21 protein-coding genes are annotated in these 17,100 nt (G+C 72.7%); 8 read left to right on the forward strand and 13 right to left on the reverse strand.

Features of this window, described 5'->3' with window-relative positions; genetic code table 11:
* Nucleotides 1–100: 100 nt before the first annotated feature.
* Nucleotides 101–304: a cold-shock protein gene (locus tag DEJ51_RS08230; RefSeq protein ID WP_030010141.1), complete on the reverse strand. Its 204-nt coding sequence runs from the start codon at nt 302–304 to the stop codon at nt 101–103.
* Nucleotides 305–746: 442 nt separating this feature from the next.
* Here DEJ51_RS08230 and DEJ51_RS08235 point away from each other — a divergent pair, with 442 nt between their 5' ends.
* Nucleotides 747–1,388, forward strand: a complete 642-nt coding sequence (locus tag DEJ51_RS08235; RefSeq protein WP_150257004.1) for an SIMPL domain-containing protein — start codon at nt 747–749, stop codon at nt 1,386–1,388.
* Nucleotides 1,389–1,410: 22 nt separating this feature from the next.
* Here DEJ51_RS08235 and DEJ51_RS08240 read toward each other — a convergent pair whose 3' ends face one another.
* The 3 genes from DEJ51_RS08240 to DEJ51_RS08250 are packed head-to-tail and all read right to left on the reverse strand — an operon-like array spanning nt 1,411 to nt 4,033.
* Nucleotides 1,411–2,568 carry an acetyl-CoA C-acetyltransferase gene (locus tag DEJ51_RS08240; protein ID WP_150257005.1) on the reverse strand — a complete coding sequence of 386 codons (1,158 nt, stop codon included), beginning with the start codon at nt 2,566–2,568 and terminating at the stop codon, nt 1,411–1,413.
* 26 nt (nt 2,569–2,594) lie between these two features.
* Nucleotides 2,595–3,224 carry a TetR/AcrR family transcriptional regulator gene (locus DEJ51_RS08245; RefSeq protein WP_150257006.1) on the reverse strand — a complete coding sequence of 210 codons (630 nt, stop codon included), beginning with the start codon at nt 3,222–3,224 and terminating at the stop codon, nt 2,595–2,597.
* A gap of 26 nt (nt 3,225–3,250) precedes the next feature.
* The gene (locus DEJ51_RS08250; protein ID WP_150257007.1) at nt 3,251–4,033 is read right to left on the reverse strand and encodes an SDR family oxidoreductase; all 783 of its coding nucleotides are present in this window, start codon (nt 4,031–4,033) and stop codon (nt 3,251–3,253) included.
* Between the two features lie 126 nt (nt 4,034–4,159).
* Here DEJ51_RS08250 and DEJ51_RS08255 point away from each other — a divergent pair, with 126 nt between their 5' ends.
* Together DEJ51_RS08255 and DEJ51_RS08260 are read left to right on the forward strand one after the other, a co-directional pair.
* The gene (locus tag DEJ51_RS08255; protein WP_150257008.1) at nt 4,160–5,305 is read left to right on the forward strand and encodes an acyl-CoA dehydrogenase family protein; all 1,146 of its coding nucleotides are present in this window, start codon (nt 4,160–4,162) and stop codon (nt 5,303–5,305) included.
* Nucleotides 5,305–6,297 (forward strand): acyl-CoA dehydrogenase family protein, encoded by a 993-nt coding sequence (locus tag DEJ51_RS08260; protein WP_150257009.1) that lies wholly within the window; start codon nt 5,305–5,307, stop codon nt 6,295–6,297. Before DEJ51_RS08255 ends, DEJ51_RS08260 begins: the two co-directional genes overlap by 1 nt.
* Here the strand turns inward: DEJ51_RS08260 and DEJ51_RS08265 are convergent.
* The 5 genes from DEJ51_RS08265 to DEJ51_RS08285 form a co-directional block, all read right to left on the reverse strand.
* Entirely contained in the window at nt 6,278–7,003 is a 726-nt protein-coding gene (locus tag DEJ51_RS08265; RefSeq protein WP_150257010.1) for a class I SAM-dependent methyltransferase, read from the reverse strand. The genes DEJ51_RS08260 and DEJ51_RS08265 overlap by 20 nt on opposite strands.
* 135 nt (nt 7,004–7,138) lie before the next feature.
* A complete protein-coding gene (locus DEJ51_RS08270) occupies nt 7,139–7,690 on the reverse strand; it encodes a hypothetical protein (protein ID WP_150257011.1) in 552 nt (183 codons plus the stop codon).
* A gap of 7 nt (nt 7,691–7,697) precedes the next feature.
* Nucleotides 7,698–8,621 carry an alpha/beta hydrolase gene (locus DEJ51_RS08275; protein WP_150257012.1) on the reverse strand — a complete coding sequence of 308 codons (924 nt, stop codon included), beginning with the start codon at nt 8,619–8,621 and terminating at the stop codon, nt 7,698–7,700.
* Entirely contained in the window at nt 8,618–9,349 is a 732-nt protein-coding gene (locus tag DEJ51_RS08280) for an SDR family NAD(P)-dependent oxidoreductase (RefSeq protein ID WP_150257013.1), read from the reverse strand. The genes DEJ51_RS08275 and DEJ51_RS08280 overlap by 4 nt, the downstream gene beginning before the upstream one ends.
* A 3-nt stretch (nt 9,350–9,352) precedes the next feature.
* Nucleotides 9,353–10,471 (reverse strand): LLM class flavin-dependent oxidoreductase, encoded by a 1,119-nt coding sequence (locus DEJ51_RS08285; protein WP_150257014.1) that lies wholly within the window; start codon nt 10,469–10,471, stop codon nt 9,353–9,355.
* Nucleotides 10,472–10,589: 118 nt separating this feature from the next.
* Here DEJ51_RS08285 and DEJ51_RS08290 point away from each other — a divergent pair, with 118 nt between their 5' ends.
* From DEJ51_RS08290 to DEJ51_RS35805, 4 genes are all read left to right on the forward strand, one after another.
* Nucleotides 10,590–11,192, forward strand: coding sequence for a PadR family transcriptional regulator (locus DEJ51_RS08290; protein ID WP_223835710.1), 603 nt, complete (start codon nt 10,590–10,592; stop codon nt 11,190–11,192).
* Between the two features lie 114 nt (nt 11,193–11,306).
* Nucleotides 11,307–12,035: a VWA domain-containing protein gene (locus DEJ51_RS08300; RefSeq protein ID WP_150257016.1), complete on the forward strand. Its 729-nt coding sequence runs from the start codon at nt 11,307–11,309 to the stop codon at nt 12,033–12,035.
* Between the two features lie 35 nt (nt 12,036–12,070).
* Nucleotides 12,071–12,577 (forward strand): pyridoxamine 5'-phosphate oxidase family protein, encoded by a 507-nt coding sequence (locus DEJ51_RS08305; protein ID WP_150257017.1) that lies wholly within the window; start codon nt 12,071–12,073, stop codon nt 12,575–12,577.
* On the forward strand, nt 12,502–12,924 hold the full coding sequence (locus DEJ51_RS35805) for a contact-dependent growth inhibition system immunity protein (RefSeq protein ID WP_190620255.1): 423 nt from the start codon (nt 12,502–12,504) through the stop codon (nt 12,922–12,924). The genes DEJ51_RS08305 and DEJ51_RS35805 overlap by 76 nt, the downstream gene beginning before the upstream one ends.
* Here DEJ51_RS35805 and DEJ51_RS08315 read toward each other — a convergent pair.
* The 4 genes from DEJ51_RS08315 to DEJ51_RS08330 all read right to left on the reverse strand — a co-directional run bounded on the left by DEJ51_RS08315 (nt 12,921) and on the right by DEJ51_RS08330 (nt 16,742).
* On the reverse strand, nt 12,921–14,201 hold the full coding sequence (locus DEJ51_RS08315) for a DUF1906 domain-containing protein (RefSeq protein WP_150257018.1): 1,281 nt from the start codon (nt 14,199–14,201) through the stop codon (nt 12,921–12,923). The two genes, DEJ51_RS35805 and DEJ51_RS08315, sit on opposite strands and share 4 nt — an antisense overlap.
* A 212-nt stretch (nt 14,202–14,413) precedes the next feature.
* A complete protein-coding gene (locus DEJ51_RS08320; RefSeq protein WP_150257019.1) occupies nt 14,414–15,448 on the reverse strand; it encodes an ABC transporter permease in 1,035 nt (344 codons plus the stop codon).
* Complete coding sequence (locus tag DEJ51_RS08325) at nt 15,445–16,338, reverse strand: ABC transporter ATP-binding protein (protein ID WP_150257020.1); 894 nt, start codon at nt 16,336–16,338, stop codon at nt 15,445–15,447. The genes DEJ51_RS08320 and DEJ51_RS08325 overlap by 4 nt, the downstream gene beginning before the upstream one ends.
* The gene (locus DEJ51_RS08330) at nt 16,335–16,742 is read right to left on the reverse strand and encodes a GntR family transcriptional regulator (RefSeq protein WP_190620257.1); all 408 of its coding nucleotides are present in this window, start codon (nt 16,740–16,742) and stop codon (nt 16,335–16,337) included. Before DEJ51_RS08330 ends, DEJ51_RS08325 begins: the two co-directional genes overlap by 4 nt.
* A 206-nt stretch (nt 16,743–16,948) precedes the next feature.
* On the opposite strand from DEJ51_RS08330, the gene DEJ51_RS35500 reads away from it, so the two are divergent.
* A complete protein-coding gene (locus DEJ51_RS35500) occupies nt 16,949–17,077 on the forward strand; it encodes a hypothetical protein (RefSeq protein WP_263411700.1) in 129 nt (42 codons plus the stop codon).
* The last annotated feature ends 23 nt before the right edge of the window (nt 17,078–17,100 follow it).

Raw genomic sequence — 17,100 nt, forward strand, 5'->3', positions numbered from 1 at the left:
CGAGAAAGCCCTCCTGAAACCGGCAGGTAAAACAAAGGTCGAGACAGCAGACAAGCCGGGGCCCGCACCTCGCGGTGCGGACCCCGGCATGCTGAAGAACTTAGGCGGGGATGATGTTCTCCGCCTGGGGGCCCTTCTGGCCCTGGGTGACGTCGAAGGACACGCGCTGGCCCTCCTGGAGCTCACGGAAGCCCTGGGTGGCGATGTTCGAGTAGTGGGCGAAGACGTCCGGGCCGCCGCCGTCCTGCTCGATGAAGCCGAAGCCCTTTTCCGAGTTGAACCACTTCACGGTGCCAAGTGCCATTTTAAATCTCCTGAATAGGCGGCAAAGGGCCCCATCCGGAGATTCCGGCAAAACAATAAAAGCGCCTGCGGAGCATTCCCGTCAGGCGCACATAAAGTTCATGGGTACCACAACTGCAACGAGCTCCAAGCTAGCACACCTCGCCGTGGGGAGTCCCGAGGCGAGGGGTGTGACCTGCACCCTCCGCCGCGCCCGCCCGCGCCGGGCCGCCCCGACCGGCGGGGCGGGCGGGGGGCCGGAGCCCCCGTCCCCCTTGGCCTGCGGGCGGTCCGGACCCTCCGGGCCGCCGCCCGGGCCCGGAGGGTCCGGGTCCGCCGACGGCGAAAAGATTCATCCCTGCGGGTAGGACCAGGCAGGCCTGCCCGGGACGGCCGGTACGGGACGGCCGGCACGACGGCGGAAGTCCCTGGCGGCCGTCCGCCCCAGCTGGTTGGATCATGGAATGGCAGCGATCAAAGAGCCCTGGGGGCTCAGTGTGCTCGGCGCGGGCAGCGTGTCCGCCGAACCCCGACTCGCCCACGTGGACCTGGCGGTCGATCTCCTCGCTCCGACACCGAAGGCGGCCTTCGCAGAGGCGGGTGTGGCGGTGGCCCGGCTGCGGGACGTCCTGCGCGAACACGGCATACCGGACTCCGACGTGTCCGGGTCACGACTGCAGCTCACCTCGCAGTACAACGGCTACGGCGCGGACAAGACCTTCCACGGCTACGGCTGCGTGGCCACGTACACCGTGCGGACGGAGGCGCTGGCCCAGCTGGAGCTCCTGATCGAGGACGCGGTCACGGCCGGCGCGAACCGCGTCGACGCCGTGCGGTTCGAGGTGGAGGACAAGCCCGCCATGCGGGACGAGGCCCGCCGCCGGGCGGTGGCGGCCGCCCGGCGCAAGGCCGAGGTGTACGCGGAGGCGGCCGGGGTGCGGCTGGGTCCGGTGATCCACATCGAGGACGTGGACCCCGAGTCGATGGGCAGCTACAGCCACGGCCGCCGCAGGGGCGGGGACCCGGAGGAGGACGGCGCCCTCACCCCGGGCTCGGTCCGCGTCGAGGCAGCGGTCCTCCTCGGCTTCGCCCTGCTCCCCGAGTAACCGGCCGGGCCGGTCGGCCTGGCTACAGCCGCTCGATGATCGTCACGTTGGCCTGGCCGCCGCCCTCGCACATGGTCTGGAGGCCGTAGCGGCCGCCGGTGCGTTCCAGTTCGTGCAGGAGGGTGGTCATCAGCCTCACCCCGGTCGCGCCCAGCGGGTGGCCCAGTGCGATCGCGCCGCCGTTGACGTTGACCCGCCCGGGGTCGGCGCCGGTCTCCTTCAGCCAGGCCAGCACCACCGGGGCGAACGCCTCGTTGATCTCCACCAGGTCGATGTCGCCCAGCGTCATGCCGGTCTTCTTCAGCGCGTACGCCGTGGCCGGGATCGGCGCGGACAGCATCCGGATGGGGTCCTCGCCGCGTACCGAGAGGTGGTGGATGCGGGCGCGCGGCCGCAGGCCGTGTTCCCGTACCGCCCGCTCGGAGGCGATCAGCATCGCCGCCGCGCCGTCCGACACCTGGGAGGAGACGGCCGCCGTGATGGTGCCGCCCTCGACCACCGGCTTGAGGCCGGCCATCTTCTCCAGGGTCGTGTCCCGGCGCGGGCCCTCGTCCACGCCCACGTCCCCGTAGGCCACCGTCTCGCGCGCGAAGCGGCCCTCGTCGACGGCCCGGATCGCGCGCCGGTGCGAGCGCAGGGCGAACTCCTCCATGTCCCGCCGGGTGATCCCCCACTTCTGGGCGATCAGCTGGGCGCCGTGGAACTGGTTCACCGGGGCGTCCCCGTACCGGGCCCGCCAGCCCGCCGAGCCCGCGTACGGGCCCTCCGTGAGGCCGAGGGGTTCGGCCGCCTGCCGGGAGGCGAAGGCGATCGGGATCATCGACATGTTCTGGGTGCCGCCCGCGACCACCAGGTCCTGGGTGCCGGACAGGACTCCCTGCGCCGCGAAGTGCACGGCCTGCTGCGAGGACCCGCACTGGCGGTCGACGGTGACCCCGGGCACCTCCTCGGGCAGCCCGGCCGCCAGCCAGGCCGTACGGGCGATGTCCCCGGCCTGCGGCCCCACCGTGTCGAGGCAGCCGAACACCACGTCCTCCACGGCGGCCGGGTCCACCCCGGACCGCTCGATCAGTGCCTTCAGGACGTGTGCCCCCAGGTCGGCGGGGTGGACGGCGGACAGGCCGCCGTTGCGCCGCCCCACCGGGGTGCGTACCGCATCGACTATGTAGGCCTCGGGCATCGGGACTCCTCTGACGGTCGGGTCGGTCAGGTGGGGCGCAGTGCGATCCCGTCCAGCACCATCGACAGGTACTGGCGGGCGATCTCCTCGGGGCTGTGCTGGCCGCCCGGCCGGTACCAGGAGGCCGCCACCCACACCGTGTCGCGCACGAAGCGGTAGGTGAGGCGGATGTCGAGGTCAGCGCGGAAGACCTTGGCCTCGACGCCCCGTTCCAGCGTCCCCAGCCACGCCTTCTCGAACTTCTGCTGCGAGTCGGAGAGGTAGTGGAAGCGGGGCTGTGCGGAGAGGGTGCGGGACTCCTTCTGGTAGATGGCGACGGCGGCGCGGTGCCGGTCGATCTCGCGGAAGGACTCGGTGACCAGGGCCTCGATGGTCTCCCTGGGGCCGAGACCGGCGGCGAGGACGGTGTCGTAGCCGTCCCACAGTTCCGTCAGGAAGGCCGAGAGGATCTCGTCGAGCATCGATTCCTTGGAATCGAAGTGGTAGTAGAGGCTGCCGGCGAGCATCCCGGCGGCATCGGCGATCTTGCGGACGGTGGTGGCGTTGTAGCCCTGCGCGGCGAAGACCTCGGCGGCGGTGTCGAGGAGTTCACGACGCCGTTCGGGGGAGGGGGTCACCTGCGGCTTCTTCTGGGACGTCGGCTTGTTCGTTGGCACGCGTCCATTCTCGGCCAGGGCACCGGCTAGGCGTGCTGGCTGCTGACCGACACCGTCTCGCCGGTCATGTACGACGAGTAGGCGCTGGCCAGGAAGACGATGACGTTGGCGACCTCCCAGGGTTCGGCGTACCGGCCGAAGGCCTCGCGGGCGGTGAGTTCGGCGAGGAGTTCCTCGCTGGTGACCTTCACCAGGTGCGGGTGCATGGCCAGGCTCGGGGCGACCGCGTTGACGCGTACGCCGAACTCGGCGGCCTCCAGGGCCGCGCAGCGGGTCAGGGCCATCACCCCGGCCTTGGCCGCGGCGTAGTGGGCCTGGCCGGTCTGGGCGCGCCAGCCGATGACGGAGGCGTTGTTGACGATCACTCCGCCGCCGCCGGACGCCTTGAGCGCGCGCAGGGCGGCGCGGGTGCAGCGGAAGGTTCCGTTCAGGGTGACGTCGAGGACCCGGGACCACTGGGCGTCGGTCATGTCGACGAGGGCGGTGGTGCCGCCGAGGCCTGCGTTGTTGACGACGATGTCGAGGCGGCCGTGGACGTGCTCGGCGTGTGCGAAGAGGGCCTGGACCTGGTCCTCTTCGGTGACGTCGCAGGGCAGGGAGGTGACGCGGTCGGCCCCGAACTCGGCGGCGAGCGCCTCTTCGGTCTCCTTCAGGCGGCGGGCGTGGGCGTCGCCGATGACGATGCGGGCGCCCTCCTCCAGGAGGCGGCGGGCGGTGGCCCCGCCGATCCCGGCCCCGGCGGCGGCGGTGACGACGGCGGTGCGGTCCTTCAGCAGTCCGTGTCCGGGGACGTAGTCGGGGGTGCTCACGCCCGTACCTCCTTGGGAAGGCCGAGGACCGGCTCGACGCTGCTCATGGCCGTACGTTAACCTACCAAACACTTGTTAGGGAAGCTTCGCCCGTGGAGGATGGACGCCGAAGGAGGCGAACGCCTGATGGAACTCGCGCACACGGCGGACGTGGAGGCCTTCCGGGCCGAGGCCCGGACCTGGCTCCGCGCCCATGTCCCGGCCCGTCCCCTGCCCTCCCTGGAGACGGCCGAGGGCTTCGCGGCGCACCGGGAATGGGAGGCACTGCTGCACGCGGACCGCTGGTCGGTGGTCTCCTGGCCCGAGGAGTACGGCGGCCGGGGCGTGGACATCGTCAAGTGGCTGGTGTTCGAGGAGGAGTACTGGGCCGCGGGCGCGCCCGGCCGGGTCGCGCAGAACGGCATCAGCCTCCTCGCTCCCACCCTCTTCGACCACGCGAGCGCGCAGCAGCGCGCGCGGGTGCTGCCGTCGATGGCTAGCGGCGAGGCGATCTGGGCGCAGGCCTGGTCGGAACCCGAGTCGGGGTCCGACCTGGCCTCGCTCACGTCGCGGGCGGTCCGCACGGCGGGCGGCTGGCTGCTGACCGGGCAGAAGACCTGGTCCTCCCGGGCGGCCTTCGCGGACCGCGCCTTCGGGATCTTCCGCACGGATCCGGACGCCCCCAAACCCCACCAGGGGCTGACGTACCTGATGTTCGACCTGCGGGCGCCGGGGGTGACGGTGCGGCCCATCGGCCGGCTCGACGGCAAGCCGGCCTTCGCGGAGCTGTTCCTTGACCAGGTGTTCGTCCCGGACGAGGACGTGATCGGGGAGCCGGGGCAGGGCTGGCGGATCGCCATGTCGACGACCGGCAACGAGCGCGGGCTGACCCTGCGCTCCCCCGGCCGTTTCCTGGCGGCGGCGGACCGGCTGGTCGGGCTGTGGCGTGCGCAGGGGGATCCGTCGGACACGGCGCTGCGGGACCGGGTGGCGGACGCGGTGGTCGGGGCCCGCGCGTACGAGCTGTACACCTGGGCGAACGCCTCGCGCTTCGCGGCGGGCGCTGCGATCGGCGCCGAGTCCAGCCTGAACAAGGTGTTCTGGTCGCAGTACGACATCGCCCTGCACGAGACGGCGCTGGACCTGCTGGGCCCGGACGCGGAGCTCGCGGAGGGCGAGTGGGCCGAGCCGTGGGTGTTCTCCCTGGCCGGGCCGATCTACGCGGGTACGAACGAGATCCAGCGCGACATCATCGCCGAGCGGCTGCTCGGCCTCCCGAAGGGCCGCCGCTGATGCGTTTCCTGCCGACCGACGAGCAGTCGGACTTCGCCCGGACGCTGCGCTCCCTGCTGGGTTCGGCGGAGGTCCCCGCGGCGGTACGGGCCTGGGCGGACGGCGATGCCGGGCCGGCGCGGGCGGTGTGGTCCCGGCTCGCGGGGACGGGTCTGTTCGCGCTGGCCGTCCCCGAGGACTACGAGGGGGCGGGCCTGCTCCCGCTGGAACTGTCGCTCGGCTTCGTGGAGCTGGGCCGGGCCGGGGTACCGGGGCCGGTGGTGGAGAGCGCCGCGGTGTCGGTGCTGCTGACGGAGCTGGCGGACGAGGCGCTCGCCAAGCGGTTCCTGCCGGGGCTGGCGCAGGGCGGGGCCCCGGCCACGCTGACCCTGCCGGGCGGGAGCCCGTACGCCCTGGACGCGGACGCGGCGCACTGCTTCACGGTGTCGGCGGCGGGCGAACTGCGGCTGGCGGCCGGCCACGGCGCGCGGCTCGGGTCGACGGACCCCGCACGCCGGCTCTCCCTCCCGCCGGCCGGCGGGGGTGAGCTGCTGGCGGCGGGCCCGGCGGTGATCCGGGCGGCCGGGGTGGCCGGACGCTGGGCCCGGCTGCTGACGGCGGCCCAGTGCCTGGGCGTCGGCGAGGCACTGCTGGCCAGGACGGTGGAGTACGTGAAGCAGCGCACGCAGTTCGGGACGCCGATCGGGAGCTTCCAGGCGGTCAAGCACCGGCTGGCGGACACCCTGCTCGACCTGGAGTTCGCGCGCCCGCTGGTGTGGGCGGCGGCGCTGTCCCCGGGCCCGGGCGAGGTGGCGGCGGCGAAACTGGCGGCCGGCGAGGCGTCGTACCGGGCGGCGATGACGGCGCTCCAGCTCCACGGTGCGGTGGGCTACACCGAGGAGCTGGACCTGTCGCTGTGGCTGCGCAAGGCCCGCCCCCTGCGGGACGCCTGGGGATCTCCGTCGGCCTGCCGGGCCGAGGTGCTGCGGTCCCTCACACCAGCGCGACGCTGAGGTTCACGACGTACTGCTCCTCGACGGTGCCCTCCGGGAAGAGCGGGGTGAGCAGTTCCCGCTCCTCCTCGAAGTACGCGCGGGTGCGGGCCTCGTCCAGGACCAGGAAGGCGGAGTGGCTGGCGAGGTTGGCGAGGTGGTCGTCCAGCGTGATGCGCCGGGTCCACGTCACCGACCGGCTGGTGAACCCGCCGAGCCCTTCGGGCAGCGTGCGGTGGGTCTCCCCCTCGACCCCGAAGAAGGCCCGGAGCCGCTCCTCCTGTCCGGCGATCCACGGCACGGTGGCGTCCGTGTCGTTCCACCAGAGCGCGAGCGCGCCGCCGGGGCGCAGCACCCGCCGGGCCTCGGGCACGGAGCGGGCCGGGTCGGTCCAGTGCCAGGCCTGGGCGTAGGTGAGGAGGTCGACGGAGCCGGTGGCCAGCGGCAGCCGGTCGCCGTCGCCGCGCACGATCGGGATGCCGGGGTAGGTACGGCGGAACTCGGCGGCCATGCCGTCCCCGGGCTCCACGGCGACGACCTCGGCCCCGCGCCCGTGCAGGAGCGCGGTGGCGATCCCGGTGCCGGCCCCTACGTCGGCCACCCGGGCCCCGGCGAGCGGCCGCCCGGTGAGGGACTCGACGGCGTCGAAGAGGGCCGGCGGGTAGCTGGGGCGGTGGGCCGCGTACAAGGCGGCTGCTGCGTCGAAGGAACGGGCTCGGGTCGTCATGCACCCATTGTTTTCGATCATTCAACCAGCGGCAATATCAGGGCACTTGCCCCCGCGGTCGGCGAGTGGTGCGGTCGCGGGGAGCATCGGCGGCACGGCCGTCGAGGGCTGCGCCCGCAGGATCGGGCAGAGTCCTCAGGCCCGCGGGCGGCGCAGGGAGATCCGGCCGACGAGCACGGTCTGGAACAGGATCAGGGCCCCGGTGCCGACCGCCGGCCAGCGCGGCCGTTCGGGGCGCCCGCCGACGGACCAGGCCGGCCCGTCGGGGTCCACGGTCACCTTCAGCCGGGCGCCGACCGGGAGGTCCATGTCCACCGGGCCGGGCAGGTCCCGGCCCGCCTCGCTGCGCAGCCGCAGCGACGGGGCCGGGGTCGAGTCGTCTTCCACCATGGTCCGCTCGATCACGATCGCCTGCTCCTCCCGGCCGCGCTCGTGGAGGGTGTGCCGGTCCCAGGTGTTCCCGCCGGCCACGGCGATGCCGACCGCGAGGAGCGCGACGAGGGTACGGGCGACGAACTCCGCGTCGGTGCCGTGCGGGACGGCCGCGCCGAGGACGAAGACCGCCAGCAGGACGGGGATCCAGGCACCCTCGGGGCCCCGGAGCAGCCAGATCGCACCGAACTCCCCCGCCAGGAGGAGGCAGTTGCGCAAGGCGGCACCCGGCAGCCTCCGTGTCAGTTCAGCCATGGACACATCATGCCTGCGCCCCTCCCGTCTCCGCCGTGCGGATCCCGGCCACCCAGGCCCCGGCCGCCCGGAGCGCGGCGGCGCCCGCCGGCAGCGGCAGGCCCAGGAAGCCGTGGAAGACCCCCGGGTGGAGCTGGAGCGTGCAGTCGACACCGGCCTGCGCCAGCCGGCGGGCGTACGCGAGGCCCTCGTCGCGCAGCACGTCGCAGTCCGCGAGGACGATGAGGGCGGGCGGCAGGCCCGACAGGCCGGGGGCGCGCAGCGGCGAGACGTGCGGGTGCTCCGGGTCGCCGCCGTACTGGTCCCAGTACCAGGCCATGTGGGCGGCGGTGTGGAAGTAGCCCTCCGCGTACGTCTCCACGGAGGCGGAGTCCATCCAGGCGTCCAGCGGCGGATAGAACAGCACCTGTCCCGCCGCGAGCCCGGGCGCGCGCAACGCCGTCACGGCGGCGAGGTTGCCGCCGCTGGAGTCGCCCGCCAGCACCACCCGGCCGGGATCGCAGCCCAGCGCCCGGGCCCGGTCCCGGGCCCAGAGCAGGACCGTCAGCGCGTCGTCCGGCGCCGCCGGCCAGGGGTGCTCGGGGGCCAGCCGGTAGTCCGCCGAGACGACCACCGCCCCCGCGGCCACGGCCAGGGAGCGGCAGGTCGCGTCGTGGGAGTCCAGGCCGCACATCACCCAGCCGCCACCGTGCAGGAAGACGACCAGGGGCCGGTCGGCCGGGCACGGCGCGGGATCGTAGATCCGGACCGGGACCCCGCCCGCGGCCGTGTCGGACACCGAGGCCATCGCCGGGCCGGTGCGTCCGGCTCCGGAGGCCGCGGCCGCCCGGAGGGCGTGGAGGTCGCCCGGTCCCGGGAAGCCGGCGGTCATCGCGTCGCACAGCGCTCTTGCCCCGGGCGAGAGCGGGTCGGGGGCGTGGAGGCCGCTCATGCCGCCGTCATCCCCCCGTCCACGGTGAACTCGCTGCCCGTCACGTACGAGGACGCGTCCGAGCAGAGGAAGAGGACCAGTTCCCCGACCTCCTCCGGGCGGCCCATGCGCCCCAGTGGCACGTGCGACCAGTCCCGTCCCGCCACGGCCTCGGCCACCATCGGGGTGTCGATGGCCCCCGGGTGCACCGAGTTGACCCGGATCCGGTCCCCGGCGAGGTCGAGCGCCGCCGACCGGGTCAGTCCGCGCAGCCCGAACTTGGTGGATCCGTAGGCGGCGTGGCCCGCGATCCCGACCAGTCCGGCGGTGGAGGAGATGTTGACGACCGAGCCGCCCCCACCGGCCCGCAGCACCGGCGCGACCGCCTGGATGCCGAGGAACGGGCCGAGCAGGTTGACCCGCAGCAGCGCTTCGAAGTCCTCCGGCCGCTGTTCCTCCACGTGGGCGGTGCGCCACAGGGCCGCGTTGTTGACCAGGGCCGACACCGTGCCGAAGGCGCGGATCGCCTCCTTGACCACCGCCGCCCAGCTCGCCGGGTCCCTCACGTCGTGGCGGACGTACAGCCCCTGGTCGCCGAGTCCGCCGGCCACCGCCCGGCCCTCGTCCTCCCGTACGTCGGTGACGACGACGCGGGCTCCCGCCTCCGCACACAGCCGGGCCTCGGCGGCGCCCTGGCCGCGCCCGGCGCCGGTGATCACGACGACCTTTCCGCCGAGCCGCTCCCCCACGGCTCAGCCCTCCAGCGCGCGGAAGTGCGGGATGACCTTCTCGCCCCACTGCCGGATGGTCTCCATGCACACCTCCTGGGGGACGGTGCCCATCTGGATCAGGCACATCACCTCGTCGACACCGATCTCGCGGAGCCGCTCGACGTACGCGATGGCGGTCTCCGCGCTGCCGTACGCGTGGTCGGCGTTGTAGGTGCCGGTGTCGACGGGACGGGCGGGGATGTTCGCCTCGTGCAGCTTGGCGACGAGCTCCTCCCGGCGCCTGGCCAGGGCCGCCACGTGGTCCTCCTCCTCGGCGTACCCGGAGGGCTCGGGGCCGCCGCCGTACCAGTGGGCGATGGCCTCGGCGAAGAACCGCTGCCCGCGCGTGCCCAGCCGCAGGGCCTCGGCGTCGCCGAGGACGATGGTCGGGCAGAGGGCGGAGAAGTGGTCGTTGGCCTCGGCCGACAGCAGGCGCGCGCCGCTGCGGTTGGCGATGGCCTCGTCGTAGACCTTGCGCATGGCGCGTACGTCGTCGGCGCCGGCGAAGCCCATCACCAGGGCCCCGATGCCGAGCTCGGCGGCCAGTTCGAGGGTGTCGTGCCGGGAGCAGGCCATGAACAGCGGCGGGTGCGGGTCCTGGACCGGGCGGGGCAGGATCGCGCCGGGTCCGATGTCGATGGAACCGTGCCATTCGAACGTCTCCTCCTTCCAGGCCGAGGAGAAGATCCTCAGCGCCTCCTCCGTCTGCGGGGAGGTGTCCTCGGGCCTGACCCCGTACATGGACATCTCCTGGCGGGTGGCGCCGCGCCCGGCGCCGATGTCGACGCGGCCGCCGGAGAGCACGTCGAGCATGGCGGCGCGCTCGGCGACGCGCACCGGGTGCTGGTAGCCGAAGGGCATGGTGACGACGCCGTGGCCGATCCGGATCCGGTGCGTGCGGGCGGCCACCCAGGTCAGGAAGATCTCGCTGGCGCTCATGTGCGCGTAGCGGGTCAGGGAGTGGTGCTCGACGGCCCAGATCCGGTCGAAGCCCATCTGCTCGGCGTGGACGGCCTGTTCGACGCAGTCGTGGATGACCTGGCGTTCGCGTTCGGGGGTGGGGTCGGCGAGCTGCGCCTCGAAGATCATCGAGAACTTCACGGTGGGATCCCTCCATCCGGCGTTTCCAACCCAACAGATGTTTCTAATAGAAATACTTCTAGCAGTCATACATTGCAGGGGGAAGGGCGCGGCGGGGGGCGGTCGTAGACTGCGCTGCGTGGCAGACGAGACGAACAAGCGCGCGCTCCCCGCGACCGGCTGGGCGGTGCTCGGACTGCTCTCCTTCGGAGAGGAGCTCTCCGGTTACGACCTCAAGAAGTGGTCGGACCGGTCGCTGCGGTTCTTCTACTGGAGCCCGTCGTTCAGCCAGATCTACAGCGAGCTCAGGCGTCTGGAGAAGGCGGGCTACGCGTCCTCGCGGACGGTGGCCCAGGACACCGGGACGCGCGACAAGCGGGTGTACCGGATCACGGACGAGGGCATGACGGCCGTCCGGGAGTGGGCCCGCGAGGCCCCCGTCGACCCGCCCGTCCTCAAGCACGGGCCGATGCTGCGGCTGTGGCTGGGCCATCTGCTGGAGCCGGAGCAGATGCGTGAAGTCCTGCTGCAGCAGCAGGAGTTCGCGGAGAGGATGCGCCTTCGCGCGGTGGCCGACGGGGAGGGCGCGAAGGACGAGAGCGCCTGGGCGTACCCGGCGCTCACCCTCAAGTGGGCCGAGCGGTACTACGCCACCGAGCGCGACCTCGCGGCGCGCATGCTCGACGACATCGCCGCACTCGGCGGACCCGGCGGGCAGCCCGGGCCGGGCGGGCAGCCGTAGGACCACGGTGGGCGACCCGGGCCCTCGCCGGAGCGGCGCACCGGGCGCGGCCGGCCGGAGACCTCTTTCCACCAGGCGGGCAGACGAGCCGTCGTACTGTCGTACCCTCGCCCCATGACGGGCAGCGCGATCAACCTCCGCAAGGTCGAGGAGACGGCTCCGGCTCTCGTGAGCCTCTACAAGAGCGCCGGGGTCTCCCTGCGCAAGCACGGAATGGAGGGCGGCCGGGCCGCCGTCTACCTGGTGCTGGACTACTCGGGGTCGATGAAGCCGTACTACGCGGACGGCAGCGTGCAGGCCCTCGCGGACCGGGTGCTGGGGCTGTCCGCACACCTGGACGACGACGCCCGCGTACCGGTGGTCTTCTTCTCCACCGAGGTCGACGCGGTCGAGGAGATCTCCCTGGCCGGGCACGAGGGCCGGGTCACCGAGATCGCCTCCCGGCTGGGCCACATGGGCAAGACGGCCTACCACGCGGCGATGGACGCGGTCATCGACCACTACCTGGACTCGGGGACGACGGCGCCCGCCCTGGTCGTCTTCCAGACCGACGGCGGTCCGATCAACAAGCTCGCGGCGGAGCGGTACCTGTGCAAGGCGGCCCGGCTGCCGCTCTTCTGGCAGTTCGTCGGCTTCGGCAACACGCGCAGCACCCAGTTCGACTTCCTGCGCAGGCTGGACGAACTGCCGGTGCCGGCGCAGCGGGCCGTCGACAACGCGGGCTACTTCCACGCGGGAGCCGACCCCCGCAGGGTGCCGGACGGCGAACTGTACGACCGCCTCGTCAGTGAATTCCCGGCGTGGCTGGCGGCGGCGCGGAGTGCGGGCATCGTGCGCGCCTGACCTGCGCCCGCCGGTGCCCGCGCTTTGATGGACGCATGACGCATACCAGCTGGGCAGCTTTCGAGAAGGCGGAGCCGGAGTTCGCTGCGGCCGTCCAGGCCCGTTTCGCGCAGTACCCGCACCACGTCCTGGCCACCCTGCGCAAGGACGGCTCCCCCCGGGTGACCGGTCTGAACGTCGACATCCGGGGCGGGGAGCTGTGGCTCGGCATGATGTTCGGCTCGATGAAGGCCCGGGACCTCCAGCACGACCCGCGCTTCGCCCTGCACGCCAACCCGGGCGCGGGCGAGGACATGCCGAACGGGGACGCACGGATCTCCGGACGCGCGGTGGAGCTCGTGGACCCGCCCGAACTGCACCGGTACGCGGAGGAGACGGCGACCCCGCACCCCTTCCACCTCTTCTACGCCGACCTGACGGAGGTCGTCCGGGTCCGGGTCGAGGGCGAGGAACTGGTGGTGCGCTCATGGACCCCGGAGCACGGCCTGCGCACCCTGCGCCGGGGCGACGACGACGAACCACCCCGCGAGGAAACGGCCTGACGCGCCCCCCGACACAACCCCGTAGTGACACCCGATCGCAGGCGTCCGATCATCGACGTGCTGAAGGAGACGGCGGACAGGGTCGCGGAGGGAGTGGCACGCCCGACGAGTTCGAGGACCATGACGCCGCCGTGCGCGACTACGCCGGCTCGGCCGACGCGACGGTCGTGGCGCGGCTCGCCGGTGAGCTGCGCGAACTGCTCGCCCTGGATCTGGAGGAGGTCGACTACGCGGTCGGCGTCGCCGAGCTGGGCATGGAGGTCGACCCGCCCGCCCCCTACGCGCCGGGCGCCTGGTTGGCGCTGGTCGCCGAGCGGCTGTCCGGACCGCGGGCCGAGTACGGTTAGGCCGCCGGCTTCTTGTCCTTCCTGGCGAGGGTGGTCGGGTCGACGTCCACCCAGCTGCGGTCGATGGTGAGGGTGACCCCGCCGTAGGTGGCCTTGTGGTCGCCGCGGAACTGGTGGGCCCTGCGGGGGCCGGCCCACTTCACGGTGCCCTTGGCCAGGCCCATGTCGGCGTCGCCCACCGTGGCCGAGAGGTTCCAGCGGGCGGACCAGAGCACGTCCGGCATGGCGTGGGGGGCCTGGTGGTAGTGCGCCTTCAACGCCTTGACCCCGGAGCTCACCGAGACGTAGGCGGCGGAGCGGAAGCCCAGCTCGTGCAGCCGGACCGTCCAGGCGGTCAGGTAGGCGACGACCGGGGCGTCCCAGGTGGCGCGGTCCGTGTAGTTCTCCAGGTCGTTGTACAGCACCGTGCCCTCGGCCAGGCCCAGCGACTGGGCCGCCTCCGCCGCGCCCTCGGCGGCCTCCCGGCCCTGTCCGTCGGCCTCGGAGGGGTCGGTGGACAGGCCCGTGCCGGCGTTGTGCCAGGGCTGGGGGCCCACCCAGATCGGCATCAGGTGCCAGCCCGCGGCGGCCTGGCGCTCCACCCAGCGGGCCGTGAGCCGCGGCTGGGCACAGGCGCGGGCCCGGCCGCCGATGTAGACGCCGATCGCACCGAAGGGGGAGGAGGCCCGCCAGGTGTCCATGGTCTTCTGGGCGGGGGCGGTGCAGGCGTCGAAGCCCTCGCCGCGGAAGGGTTCCTGGGCGCTACGGAGCTTCGGGCCACCGGTCGCCGGCACGGCCACGACGGGGGTCCCGGCCGACGGCGGGGTCAGCGTGCGGGCCCGCGCCAGGATGCCGCGCACGGTGTCGGGCGTGGCCCCGTAGGAGACGGTGGCCATGACCCCGGAGCGGCGCAGGGCGTACCGCAGCTCGTGGCTGTCGGAGCGCGGCGGGACCTCGTGCGGCACGTTCCGGGATTCCACGGCGACGGTCGGGATGTCGGCGCGGTCGGGGGCCCCGTCGAGGGGTTCGAGGTGCAGGGTGTCGGCGCGGCCGGCGACGGCACGGCCGGTGCATTCGGCCTGTGTGCCGGCGTGGCCGACGTACAGGGTGGGCAGGTCGAGGCGCAGGCAGGCGTCGGGGTCCCGGTCGAGGTCGACGATCCGCCAGCCGGCGGGGAGCGTGACGCGCAGACCGTGGTAGTCGACGGTGCGGCCGTCGGCGGCGGTGGCGGAGTGCTGGACGGGGAACAGCAGGGCGGCACCGAGCAGGCCGCTCAGCAGGGTTCGGACGGGAGCCATGATCCAGATGGTTACCAGACTGCGGCTCCCGTGAACTGTGCTCGCTTCGAGCAGAGTTGACCCGTGCGGCCCAGTCGGACCCAGCGCGGACCGTGCGGGTGCGTCACCTGCACGAGTGACGCTGGCCCGGGCCCGTCACCGCGGCCGAGTAGGGTCGGGGAGGGCGGCCGAAGCCAGTTGCGTTGGCTTCGGCCGCCCTTTTCCCGTCCCGGTCAGGCGGCCCGGCGGCGCAGCCACCAGGCGCAGAACCCGGCCAGCAGTCCGGAGAGCGCGAGGAAGATCCCGGTCTCGATCCACTGGAAGGTCCAGTAGCGGTCGGCGGGCTGGTAGTCGACCTCTATGTGGTGCTTCGAGGTGGCGAAGCATGCGAAGGGGTCCGTCTTGGGTTCCGCGCAGCCGTCGGCGCCGCGGACCTCCTGGCCGGAGGAGTCGAGCACCGCACCGAGATCGGACACGACCCAGACGCCGGGCCTGAGCACCCCGATGCGCAGGTGGGCGTCGTCTCCTGTTCCCTTCAGCTGGATGTGGTTCGCGTTCCAGCCGTCCTTCGGCGCGCCGGACTCCTCGCCGCCGCCGACCGGCGCCGTGACGAGGGAGCTGAGCGCGACGTCGGTGTGCTCCGGTGTCACGAAGTGCGGGCGGATCGCGTAGGGCACGAGGATCTGCACCGCGACGAAGGCGACGAGGGTCACGGCCATCGCGGGCACGGTGCGCCGGATCAGCAGTCCGGCCGCGGCGCCGAGGGTGAAGGCGAACGCCGCGTAGCCGAGGGGGACGATCCCGCGGCCGCTGAACATGAGGGCGGTGAACCGGTCCAGGTTGACCCGGTCGATGGGGCTCGCCCACCAGGTCACCAGGAGGCTGAGCACCCCGGTGACGGCGACGGCGACGAGGCCGACGCCCCCGAGCTTGACCAGGAGCCAGCGGCCCCGGGTGATGCTCTGGTTCCAGACGAGCCGGTGGGTGCCGGTCTCCAGTTCGCGGGCGATCAACGGGGCGCCCCAGAAGATCCCGATGATGCCGGGTGCGGCGAGCAGCAGGCTCGTGACGTAGTAGGTCAGGGTCTGGTACTCGACGACCAGGGCGTTCCTCGCCGATTCGCAGTCGCTGCCGCAGCCGGCGACGGTGCTGTCGTAGACCTCGCGCATCTGCAGGCCGGTGACCAGGAGGAATATCGCGAGCGCGGCCAGGACGGCGAGCGCGGCGAGGGTCTGGACGCGGTATTGGCGCCAGGTCAGCCAGATCATCGCTGGTTCTCCCGGGTGGTTCGGGGGCCGGGCCCGGCCGTGGCCTGGCTCATGTAGGTGAGGACGAGGTCCTCCAGGCCGAGCGGCTCCAGGACCCAGGAGGGGTCCTGGAGCGCCTGGGCGGCGCGCACGATGAAGGTGCTCTGCCGCTCGGTGTGCGTCTCCTGGATGATCTGCATGTCCCGGGGCAGGGTGGCCGCCTCGCGGCGGGCGGTGGTGAGCCGGAAGTGGGTGGCGAGCAGGTCGTCGACGTCGCCCGCGACCTGGACGCGGGAGGCGACCAGCGAGATCAGGTGGTCGCAGACCCGTTCCAGGTCGGAGACCAGGTGCGACGAGAGCACCACGGTGGTTCCGTGTTCGGCCACGACCTCCATCAGGCTCTGCAGGAACTCCCGCCGGGCCAGCGGGTCCAGGGCGGCGACGGGCTCGTCGAGGATCAGCAGCTCGGGCCGTTTGGCGACCGCGAGGGTCAGGGCGACCTGGGCTCGCTGGCCGCCGGAGAGCTTGCCCGCCTTCTGTGCGGGGTCCAGGCCGAGCTGCCGGATCCGGTCTCCCGCCAGCTGCGCGTCCCAACCCGGGTTGAGCCGGGCGCCCAGCTTCAGGTGGTCGGCGATGGACAGGCCGGCGTAGGTGGGCGTGTCCTGGGCGACGAACCCGACCTTGGCGAGTTGCCCGGGCCCGGACGCGGGCCGGCCGCCGAGTACCTCGATGCTGCCGGAGGTCGGGCCGATCAGCCCGCAGGCCAGCTGCAACAGGGTGGACTTCCCGGCCCCGTTGGGACCGACCAGGCCGACGACCCGCCCGGACGGCACGCTCAGGGTGCAGTCGCTCAGCGCCTCTTTGCGGCCGTACCGCTTGCCCAGCGCGCGGGCTTCCAATATCGCGGTCATTTCTCCTCTTCGATGTGCGGGTCCGTGCCGGTGCGGGCGCGGAAGGTGCTCAGGAACAGGGCCTCGATGCTCTCCTCGCCCAGCCCGGCGGCCCGCGCCTTGTCGAGCCACGACTGCAACTCGCGGCGCAGGGGCTCGTGTTCGGAGAGGGAGTCGTCGCTGAGCGTGCCGGAGACGAAGGTGCCGACCCCGGGCTTCTTCGCGACCAGACCCTCGTACTCCAGCTCCCGGTAGGCCTTGAGCACGGTGTTGGGATTGATCGCCACGCCGGCCGCGACGTCCTTCACGGTCGGCAGCCGGTCCCCCTCGGACAGCAGCCCGAGCCGCAGGGCCTGCCGCACCTGGTGGACGAGCTGCATGTACGGGGCGACACCGGAGCGGGCATCGAGGTGAAACTCGATCACTGTCCTCCTCTATTCATCTAGCTTCCTAGCACTATAGGACTATGCGTCTGCGATCACTGTCAAGCGATGGGGCGTCAACACGCCTGTGAGCAACCCGGATTGCTGGGGGTGCGGACTGAGTACGCGTACTCAGGCAGATGTCGGGACCGCTGGGTAGCGTCGCGACGTGTCCGACGAACGGACGACACGACCACTTGGGGGACGACATGAAGAAGCGCACGACCGCCCTGGCGGCCTTGGCCCCTGCTCTCGCTCTGGCCCTGGCTGCGAGCCCGGCCCAGGCCGCGCCGGCGGGCGAGATCATCGGCTACCCGGGCCCCGACGGGCTGATCTGATCGCCGACCAGGCCGGCTCCAGC

The organism is Streptomyces venezuelae, assembly GCF_008642275.1.
GTDB lineage: Bacteria > Actinomycetota > Actinomycetes > Streptomycetales > Streptomycetaceae > Streptomyces > Streptomyces venezuelae_E.